Raw genomic sequence first — 9,346 nt, 5'->3', positions numbered from 1 at the left:
AGAAAGCTGGCCGACGCCGATAATCCGCAAGAGATCAAAAGCTACACGTACATGCGTTACTCGACGAGAGCCGGGGATTGGAACGCTTTGGCGAAGGCGGTGCGCTTGAATTCGTCGCTTGTGCTGCATCCCCGATTCTATTGGAACGTATGCCAGGTCGCGCTGAGAAGGCGCAAGGCAAGGAAGAGGGGGTAACGATGGCCGGGTGGACGGGGAAGCTCCATCGAAGATTTCGTTCCTTAAAAGATAAAGCTTATACTCTCTTGTGGTATCGATTCTTATTTTACCGGATTGGCTCGAGATGCTCCCTCGCTTCTCCGCTGTATACGTATCGCCCCGATCGCATCGAGATCGGTCATGGCGTATCCTTCGGACCGGCTTGCAGACTGGAGACTTATCCGGACGAACGGCAAGCCTCCGGAAGGGGGGCCATGCTGAAGATCGGCAACCAAGTCCGGCTGGAGCATCGGGTGATGATCTCTTGCCTAAGCTCCGTCATACTCGAAGACGACGTCCTGGTAGCTAGCGGATGTTATATCAGCGACAATAACCACTCCATAGATCCGGAAGGTCCCCGGTACGCGGAGCAGCCTCCCCGGGGCGCCCCGACCCGGATCGGAAAGGGCGTATGGCTCGGGCAGAACGTATGCGTGCTCGCCGGCTCCACGATCGGAGAACGTTCCGTTATCGGCGCCGGCAGCATCGTTAAGGGAGAGATTCCCCCGTATTCGCTGGCGGTGGGCTCGCCTGCCCGCGTCGTGAAACGGTATTGTTTCGAAACGAAGCGCTGGGTGAAAGCCGAGGTTCAGGAAGCGGTGCCCGTATAAGGACATTTTTCCATGGATCCCTTCGATTCGAGGGGGTTTTTATTTTGCTTCGGAATACCTAGCCCAATCGACTTGAAGATACAAAACGTTACAAAATAACCCGGTTCACTGATTTGATTGTTGTTGATACAATTAGTAGCAAGAAATCGGTAATAGCGATCTTATCCAACCCTGTCTGGCTGGACGAAAAGGTTGAGAACAAGCGAATGGAGAGGTTGAGCCTGAATGAAGAGAATTCGCGGCATCGGTCTTATTCTTGCGTTATTTATCGCCTTAATTCCCGTTCATGCGCCGCAAGCCGCCGCTCAAGACGGCGCTGCCGGCGTTGAGGGAACGGAATTGATCTACAACGGAGATTTCGAATTGCCCCCGGCGGAGCCCGGCAAGCTCGAGGGCTGGCAGATCTGGCCTCCCGAGGATTCGATCTCCGTCGAAGCCTCGCTGCTGGACCCCGGCAACCGGGTGCTGAAAATCGAGTCTGCCGGCATCCCCGTGCAATGGGGAGTATCCGAAGCTCATCAATGGGTTGACGTTCTGCCGAATCATCCCTACAAGTTAACGGCTGACGTCTACTTCGCCTCTTCGGTCAAATCCTTGTTCACGTTGCGTATCGACTTTTTCGACGCTACGTTAGGGAGCGATCATCCGTCTGGCGCGTATATTTCCCACGAATACAAGGACATCTATCATCCGAACGAGGGGTTTGAACGTATCGAGATTTCCGGGATCGCGCCGGAAGGCGTATACAAAGCCAAGGTCGAGCTCGACCTTAAGGCATTCGAGGCGGGAGCTAGCGGAACAGTCTATGTCGATCATGTCAGCTTGCGCCATCAATGGGCGCCTACGCGGCTCAGACTGGCGGACCAAACGGACACTTCGATCCGTCTGGAGTGGGACAAGCCCTCCGATGAAGCCGCTTACAGCTATGAGATATACGAACAGAAGCAGGGCCTGATCGGGGAGGTCGACAACGTCGGCCTGCCGGCAAATGAGGGACTGACGACGTTTAACTGGGAGGGGCTTCCCTCGGCCGTGGAGGCTTCGCGAATCGCCGCTTATTCCTTTTACGTCGTGGCGAAGCCGGTATCGAACCCATCGCAGTCTTCGCTGCCGAGCAATAAGCTGCGGGTGGCGATGAAGAAGCCCGACGGCGTAATCACGGTCATGCCGCTCGGAGATTCGCTGACGACCGGCACTTACGGCAACGGTTACGTGCCGGGCGGGTATCGGGGGTACCTGTGGGAAGCGATTCGATCCGACTTCCCCAAGCTGTTGTTCGTCGGATCCGAGGACGTCAACCCGGCGGACGTCGAAGATTTCGTTCCGGATCACGAAGGCCATCCGGGTTATCAAATCGCGCGAATCAAAGACGAATTGGTCGATGACCAAGTGGCCGTCTACGCGCCCGATTACGTCATCCTTCTGGCCGGGACCAACAACATGTGGGAAACGCGCAACGCCGACGAGGAGTACATGAAAGCGAATTTGATGGTGCAGGTGAAAGAACTGCTCGGCAACATCCGGTCCCGTCTTCCGGACACTTATGTGATCGTCGCCTCGATTCCGGGCGTCTACGAAGACCTGGATCAGGACGGACAGTTCGATCTGATGCCGATCGTCGATCTTTACAATAAAAACCTGAAGCAGGTTGTCGGGCAATTGAGCTCAGAGGGATATAGGGTCGGCTTCGTCGATATTGCGGCCATGGTCACGGAGCGTTATTTCTTCGATTCGGATAACGACCAGATTCATCCGAACGCAGACGGCTACAGCGTAATGGCGGACGTGTGGCGCGACGCGCTGGACGCGATCATCCGTGCGGGCAATATCAATGCGGGGCGGCCTGGCAAGCCGATGCTGAATCCGCCGGTGCTGAATTCGGAGGATACATCCGTATACCTAACCTGGGGAGCCGTCGTGGACAACGTCGGCGTCGACCGTTACGAGATTTACCGCAACGACGAGCCGACGGCGGTCAGCGTCACGACCGCGACATACGGTTTAATCTCGGGATTGGCTCCTTCGACCGTCTACTCCTTCTCCGTCGAAGCGGTAGACAAAGCCGGCAACCGAAATCGCAGCGACAGCGTCGAGGTGAGGACAATCGAGCTTCCGGACCGAAGCCCTCCGACCGCTCCGGCGGAGCTGCAGGCGGAAGGCGCGATGCACGATCGGATTAAGTTGTCCTGGCAAGGCAGCACGGATGACGTCGGGATTCGAGAATATGTCGCGAACTTCGGCGGACAATCCAGAAGCATAACGAATGCCGACTACGACGGCGATAACCGCTACAGCTTCGTAATCGACGGATTAACGCCCGAGACCGTCTACAGCTTTACTCTGCACGCGGTCGATTATGCCGGCAACGCATCGGAAGGCAGCGGGCCGGTCCTTGTCGAGACGAAAGCGGCTCCTCCCGGAAATTTGAGGATTAAGGCCAAAACGAGGGATAGCCTGACCCTTGCCTGGGATCCAACGACGGATAAGGATGGTCTGAAGGAATACCGCCTCTATCTCGACGGTTCCCTTCTGCCTGCGACTTCAAATACGGAGTACGCCGTAGAAGGACTGATCTCCGGGAGAACGTACACTTTCCACGTGACCGCGGTAGACGAGCTGGGGAATGAAACGCATCCTTCCAAGGATCTGTCCCATAAGATGGAGCTTTATCCGCCCTCGGGGCTCGTCATGACGGAGAAAACGATCCAATCGCTGAAAATCCGTTGGTCGCCGGTTAGCGGCGCCGTCAAGTACAACGTCTACGTGAACGGCATCCTGCAAACCTCTGTAACCGAGACCCAATATTCGGCCGACAAGCTGAACCCCGATACGGTATACGCGTTCACCGTAGAATCCGTATTCGAAGACGGTTCGGTATCCGATAAGAGCGAGGCGCTCGAGCTAAAGACGGACAAAGTTCCCGATCCGGTCAACAAGCCTCCGATATTCTTCGGTGGAGGCGGAGGGTTTATGCTGCCTGAGCCGGACACGCTGGAATACCGCAGCACGGATAAGGGCGTGATACTGAGGTTCGCTCCAAGCGTCGACAACGCCAAGAAAACGTTGAACGGAGCGGACAACCTGCTCGCGCTCGACGTGCCCGCCGACAAGTCGTTCGATCTTCTGGAGCTGGAGTTGAGCGGAGAAATTCTGAAGCTCGCGGCCGACAAGCAGAAGCCGATTCGGATCCGGATCGGGAGCGTTACGCTGGAGCTTCCGGCGGGATGGCTCAAGATCGAAAACAGGGACAAGGCGGTTCTGACCGTTACCGTGCGTTCCCTATCCGAAGACGACGCAGTCAAAAAGCAGTCGCTCAAGCCGCTATCCTCCGGTTATGCCTTCGAGCTGCGGGTGAACGGGGCGGTCGTCAACCGCTTCCTCAAGCCGGTGATGCTGAAGATCATGCCGGCAAGCTCGAACGGAGCCGACCGGTACGGCATTTACTTCATGGATTCGGACAAGGATGCCTGGGCTCTCCAAGGAGACGTAAGCCATGCCGGCAGCGGGGCGGAGCTGAAGCTGAATCATTTTTCGGAGTATGCGGTGTTGGCTGAACGGAAGTCGTTCTCCGATATCGCCTCGCATTGGGCCAGGGAAGACATTGAATATTTGGCGTCGCTTAAAATCGTCAAAGGATTGGAGGACGGGCGATTTAACCCTTCGGGAGAAGTTACCCGGGCCGAATTCGCCGCCATGCTGGCAAGAGCTTTCGGCTTGAGCGCCGGAGCGCAAGGGGCTCTTCCGTTCGAGGACGTCGCCGCGAACGCCTGGTACTACGCGGAGGTCGACGCCGCGTATCGGGCCGGATGGGTGCAGGGAATCGGCGCTGCCCGATTCGCACCGGCGGACCGTATCACCCGCGAGCAGATGGCCGTCATGATCGCGAAGGCCTACCTGCAGGCTAACGATAGAAGCTTATCTCCCGATGAGGGGACGGGGACGGGGACGGAGGCGACCGGGCTCAATTATCAAGATGCCGCCGAGATTAGTGCATGGGCCGCAGCCTACGTTCGCTTGGCAACGGAAGAAAAGCTCGTTCAAGGCATCGGCCAAAGCTTCCGTCCAAGCGCCTACGCCGATCGGGCCCAAGCGGCGGTCATGATCAGCCGACTCCTGCGTTCGGTGAAGTAGAAGGGTCAGTGGATTCATAATTTCGATGATGAGCCTATCATGATTTATTCTGAACTAGATGATGACAAATTCGAGGTAAGGAAAATTCATATTTATCGTAATGGTAACTTCGGCTTGTCATATCAAGATATTGAATTTTTGAATACTCGATTAGGGGAAGTTCCAGTACCAGAGATTGTTGAAAGTGTAAACCGCCCTGCAGCTCATGAATCAACTATTGTGCCGCGGCGTATGCTTGGAGTCCGACAGATTGCACCTTGTATGTTGCTGGGTTGAAAACTTCGGCGAAACGTCGGATTGTCGTCGTCTTGCCGGTTCCGAAATCACCGGTGACGACGGGGAACCATTGCCGTTCGGCGGCATAGGCGAGGCGCCAAGCTGCAAGCCGCTCCTGCGGGAGAATCAAAGACAGGTCGGGTATTAATGATCTTTGCTTCCTATTTGGCGCAGATGCTCCCGAACACATTTTCCAAACGGCAAAGACTGCCGCAAGGCTAATTTTATTGGCCCAGCGGCAGTCTTTGTCGTGAGCCCGACCGCCGTATACCATACGGTACGTGTGGGTAGCTTCCTATCCGATTTAGCAGCAGGATGTCGACTTGTTGGTTTCGGTATTGCAGCATTCCGCGGTGCAGCAATCATCGTGACGCACATCGTCTTGGCAACAATCGTCCGCGCAACAAGCTTTTTTTTGGTTCTGTACTTCAGTCATTGAAATCAGCCTCCTGTTTTTAGATTCGCTTTTTAAGACGAAGACTGATTCAAATGGACGCAGAATAATCGTTAGTTAAAAAAATTAATTCTGGCATACCCGGCAGTTGCAACTTTCAGATTGTACACGGTAATCAATCACATTGCCTAGGCGGTCGAGCTCTATATGACAGCAAGCCAGTAATAATTCCTTCAGCTTCACTCTGGCTCGCTGCACTCTGGATTTTGCACCTGAGATAGATAATCCGAGCTTCTCAGCAAGTTCTTTTTGTGTGATATTCCCGAATTCCGTCAAAAGGATTGCCTCTCGATACTTATCGTCCAAGCTTTGAACTATACAGTTAAGCCATTGACTCACTAATGGATTCAGATTGTTTTCGACCTCAAGCTGCGTGGGAAAATCCAAGCCGGCTTCCAATTCCAATTGAATTTCCGCACTTTTTTTCTTCGCGTGTGAACGGTAAAAATCAGTAATGGTATTTCGGGTAATTCGATACACCCAGCTATGGATTTTACTTTCGTCATCCATCCGGTCAATGGAGTCATGAATCTTCCTAAAAACTTCCTGCAATAGATCTTCCGCATCAAAAGGATTGCTGATTCGCCTTTTTATGAAGCTCGATAAATCTTGATGAAATTCGTTCCAAACCTCCTGAGTATTCATTATTGAACCTCCATATCCTAAACTTGATTACATGATAAATGGAATGATTGCAACTATCAATTATTGTGTGTTATAAATAAATCAGGTGATCAAATATGAATCAATTACCCACGTATCTAAATGTACGCGAAGTTCTTCAAATGCTCGTTAGACGATTTGGATTATTGCAGAAAGACGGGGCGCAATGCTGTGGTGTATCCGTTGTGCAAAGCCATATTATTTATGAGCTGTATAAACGGCCGAACATTTCGCTAAACGATCTTTCCGAGCTGCTCAGTATCGATACCAGCACCCTTAGCCGCCAAGTTCAGCAGCTTGTTGAAAATGACATGTTGAGTCGTTTGCCTGACCCAAAAGATAGGCGATATGTGTTGCTGTCGCTGACCCCTAAAGGAGAAGGACAGTACGGCGAGATTGCAAAAACGATGGAAGCCTACATTGCCGAGCTATTTCAAAACGTTCCCGAAGACAAAAGAGTTCAGGTCCTCGAAAGTCTGCAAATTTTAAACGACGCTATGAGCAAAAGCCCCAATTGTTGTACACCTCCTCTTTAAGGAGAGTATATTCCGAAATGTAGAACAGTCGCTTGAAATGAACACCACATGTTGGAGGAATGGTTCATGCTGCTAATTCGAAATGCCGCCAGCAGTGATCTATTAAGAATTCTCGATATTTATAATCAAGGTATCGAAGATCGAATTGCAACATTAGAAACTGAAACAAAGGACCATTCCTTCATGAACGCTTGGTTTGAAAAGCATCAGGGACGTTTCCAGGTTCTTGTTGCAGAAAAGAATGGGGTTGTCGTTGGATGGGCATCCATTAATCCATATAGCACTAGATGCGCCTACGACGGTGTAGGCGACTTGTCAGTATACATTCATCGGGATTACCGGGGCCAAGGAATCGGAGGCCGACTTCTTAACGAACTTGAGCAGATCGGTAAAGAGAATAAGTTCTATAAATTTGTCCTATTTACGTTTCCATTCAACCTTTTAGGACAAGGTCTTTACCGGAAGGCAGGATACCGCGAAGTTGGCGTGTTCCAAAATCAAGGGATTCTAGATGGCAAATTCATTGATGTTATGGCAATGGAAAAACTTTTATAAGCATGGTTAAGGGGGAATCTCGCCAATCAAGCGATGATATTCGGCTGATTGCCGCTTTGTAGAGGTTCCGGCGTTCTCTTGTGAAGGCGGTTCGCGATATGCCGGCCGAGCGCAATCATCGGCTTCTCGATGAAGGTCCAGGCGAGATAAGCGACGGCGATCGAGACGACGAAGGCAAGAAGCAGCAAAATCGGCAGGGGCAGGTAGTCCATCAGCACGCGAATCATAGTGAAATAGATGACCATATGGTACAGATACAAGCTGTAGGAGATATGGCCGAGGAACAAGGGAACGGGGCGGAGCAGCGCTCTGCCGATTCGTCTGGAGGCGAGAGCGATGACGACGAAGCCGACGACTCCGACGGCGATGATCTGATCCCGCAGCAACTGGCCGAAGGGGAGGACGAGGTGCATTTCGCCGAGCGCCTTGATGAAAGCGTAGGAGCTGTTGTAGCAGACGAGCGAGATCGCGAGCAGTGCGTACTTGGCTTTGCCGCTTAGCGCGCGGAAGCGGCCGACGATGTCGGCGCGGTGCTTGGCCAGAAGCATGCCGTAGAGGAACAGCGACAAATAATCGAACGTATGGAAATAGGTCGTGTTGACCCCGTTCGACGCTTGAAGTCCGATCGCGTCGTTCATCGCCGACACGCCGAACATCAGCAGGCCGATGACGACCGTGTAATACCAGCGCACATTGCGAAGCAAGAGCACGACGAAGGGGAAGAAGATCGAGATGCGCATTTCGTGGACGAGCGACCAATAGGCGCTGTTCAACTCTTCCGTATGCACGTTCACGATGCCCAGGACATGCTCGAAGATGACGCCCGGGCTTAGATTGTGCGTCCACCGCTGCTTGAAGTAGTCCGACAGCAGAGGGCTCGCCTCCAGCTTGGGAGCCGTCGCCAGACAGGCCATCGCGACGAAGAACGAGAACAGATAGGGGACGTAGATGCGAAAAAAACGCTTCAATATATAGCCGAAATACGGCGGCCTCCCGCCGTCCAGCAAGGGAAGGGAGAGCACGAAGCCGCTTAGCACGAAAAAGAGGATGACCGCGGAGTGACCGTTGACGAAGATCTGAAACGGAGAGTAGGTTCTGGTCAATATGCCGTATACAACGCCGCCCATCCAGGAAGGGGCAACGATCAGAACGACATGGCTTAACAATACCGACAAGGAAGCCAGTCCCCGCAGAGCGTCCAATTGAGCGAACCGTTCTTTCATGGCAATCTCCCCACCCACTTCCGCAACAAGACGGATAGGATCGGCGCCTTCATCATCGTTCTGCCCCATATCGCCATCGTCCGGCTGTCGTTGGAGATCCTCCTGCGCCGGGAGCCGCCGTTCCCCCGGCTGATCTCGGACAGCTTGCCCGCGATGCTGTCGAAAGCTACCGGAAGATCGGGATGCAAATTGGTATCGCCTTTGCAGACGTAGCTTCTCCCGGGGCCGGCCCCCTCAATTCGGACAAGCCGATGGCCGACGAGAATTCCGTGTTCGTTTTCGAATAAAAGAATATCGCCCGGCGCGAGCTCCCGTTCTTCTACCCGCTTGAACACGCACTCGTCCCCGGGACGAATCGCCGGGTACATGCTGTAGCCGTTGGACGGAATCGTCATGTACCCCTTCTCGGCCACCCGTTTCTTGATGATCGCAAACCCGGGATTACGATGCATGCTCGATCAATCCGCAAGCGGCCAGCTGATCGACGAACGCGAGGATGTCCCTGCGAGCCTGCTCCTTAGGAATTCCGTATTCGGCGCTCATCGCCGAAACGAGCTCATCCAGCGAATGACCCGCTTGAATGCGGGCGTACAGCCATCCGCCGACGGCGTTTAATTTCGTCATCAAATACTTCTCCGCGTCCATGACGATCCATTCGCCGTCCATTTCGACAGCCTCCGT

General features: G+C 53.5%; 10 protein-coding genes. 6 read left to right on the top strand and 4 right to left on the bottom strand.

What is annotated here, in order from left to right:
* The 4 genes from ACESLM_RS17890 to ACESLM_RS17875 form a co-directional block, all read left to right on the top strand.
* Positions 1-195, top strand: a 195-nt coding sequence (locus ACESLM_RS17890) for a hypothetical protein (protein ID WP_372632928.1), incomplete at its 5' end; no start/stop codon positions are given.
* Between the two features lie 2 nt (positions 196-197).
* The gene (locus ACESLM_RS17885) at positions 198-827 is read left to right on the top strand and encodes an acyltransferase (RefSeq protein WP_372632927.1); all 630 of its coding nucleotides are present in this window, start codon (positions 198-200) and stop codon (positions 825-827) included.
* A gap of 225 nt (positions 828-1,052) precedes the next feature.
* Positions 1,053-4,958, top strand: a complete 3,906-nt coding sequence (locus ACESLM_RS17880) for a fibronectin type III domain-containing protein (protein ID WP_372632926.1) — start codon at positions 1,053-1,055, stop codon at positions 4,956-4,958.
* A gap of 12 nt (positions 4,959-4,970) precedes the next feature.
* Entirely contained in the window at positions 4,971-5,234 is a 264-nt protein-coding gene (locus ACESLM_RS17875) for a DUF6881 domain-containing protein (protein WP_372632930.1), read from the top strand.
* 520 nt (positions 5,235-5,754) lie between these two features.
* On the opposite strand, the gene sigZ is transcribed toward ACESLM_RS17875, so the two are convergent.
* Complete coding sequence (gene sigZ / locus ACESLM_RS17870; RefSeq protein ID WP_372632925.1) at positions 5,755-6,333, bottom strand: RNA polymerase sigma factor SigZ; 579 nt, start codon at positions 6,331-6,333, stop codon at positions 5,755-5,757.
* A 95-nt stretch (positions 6,334-6,428) separates the two neighbouring features.
* Here sigZ and ACESLM_RS17865 point away from each other — a divergent pair, with 95 nt between their 5' ends.
* Together ACESLM_RS17865 and ACESLM_RS17860 are read left to right on the top strand one after the other, a co-directional pair.
* Entirely contained in the window at positions 6,429-6,887 is a 459-nt protein-coding gene (locus ACESLM_RS17865) for a MarR family winged helix-turn-helix transcriptional regulator (protein ID WP_372632924.1), read from the top strand.
* 66 nt (positions 6,888-6,953) lie between these two features.
* Positions 6,954-7,442, top strand: a complete 489-nt coding sequence (locus ACESLM_RS17860; protein ID WP_372632923.1) for an arsinothricin resistance N-acetyltransferase ArsN1 family A — start codon at positions 6,954-6,956, stop codon at positions 7,440-7,442.
* A gap of 26 nt (positions 7,443-7,468) precedes the next feature.
* Here the strand turns inward: ACESLM_RS17860 and ACESLM_RS17855 are convergent, their stop codons facing one another.
* From ACESLM_RS17855 to ACESLM_RS17845, 3 genes are read right to left on the bottom strand one after another with little or no spacing between them, the layout of a single operon-like run.
* On the bottom strand, positions 7,469-8,665 hold the full coding sequence (locus ACESLM_RS17855) for an acyltransferase family protein (RefSeq protein ID WP_372632922.1): 1,197 nt from the start codon (positions 8,663-8,665) through the stop codon (positions 7,469-7,471).
* Complete coding sequence (locus tag ACESLM_RS17850; protein WP_372632921.1) at positions 8,662-9,117, bottom strand: S24/S26 family peptidase; 456 nt, start codon at positions 9,115-9,117, stop codon at positions 8,662-8,664. Before ACESLM_RS17850 ends, ACESLM_RS17855 begins: the two co-directional genes overlap by 4 nt.
* Positions 9,107-9,331, bottom strand: a complete 225-nt coding sequence (locus tag ACESLM_RS17845; RefSeq protein WP_372632920.1) for a PqqD family protein — start codon at positions 9,329-9,331, stop codon at positions 9,107-9,109. Before ACESLM_RS17845 ends, ACESLM_RS17850 begins: the two co-directional genes overlap by 11 nt.
* Positions 9,332-9,346 lie beyond the last annotated feature (15 nt).

The organism is Cohnella sp. (assembly GCF_041641335.1).
Taxonomy (GTDB): domain Bacteria; phylum Bacillota; class Bacilli; order Paenibacillales; family Paenibacillaceae; genus Cohnella.
This window is presented reverse-complemented; position numbering and strand designations above follow the sequence as displayed.

Bases quoted from the DNA above. Each gene is read 5' to 3' on its own strand.
- ACESLM_RS17885 (WP_372632927.1), top strand. From the start codon at position 198: ATGGCCGGGTGGACGGGGAAGCTCCATCGAAGATTTCGTTCCTTAAAA.
- ACESLM_RS17880 (WP_372632926.1), top strand. From the start codon at position 1,053: ATGAAGAGAATTCGCGGCATCGGTCTTATTCTTGCGTTATTTATCGCC.
- sigZ (WP_372632925.1), bottom strand. From the start codon at position 6,333: ATGAATACTCAGGAGGTTTGGAACGAATTTCATCAAGATTTATCGAGC.
- ACESLM_RS17865 (WP_372632924.1), top strand. From the start codon at position 6,429: ATGAATCAATTACCCACGTATCTAAATGTACGCGAAGTTCTTCAAATG.
- ACESLM_RS17860 (WP_372632923.1), top strand. From the start codon at position 6,954: ATGCTGCTAATTCGAAATGCCGCCAGCAGTGATCTATTAAGAATTCTC.
- ACESLM_RS17855 (WP_372632922.1), bottom strand. From the start codon at position 8,665: ATGAAAGAACGGTTCGCTCAATTGGACGCTCTGCGGGGACTGGCTTCC.
- ACESLM_RS17850 (WP_372632921.1), bottom strand. From the start codon at position 9,117: ATGCATCGTAATCCCGGGTTTGCGATCATCAAGAAACGGGTGGCCGAG.
- ACESLM_RS17845 (WP_372632920.1), bottom strand. From the start codon at position 9,331: ATGGACGGCGAATGGATCGTCATGGACGCGGAGAAGTATTTGATGACG.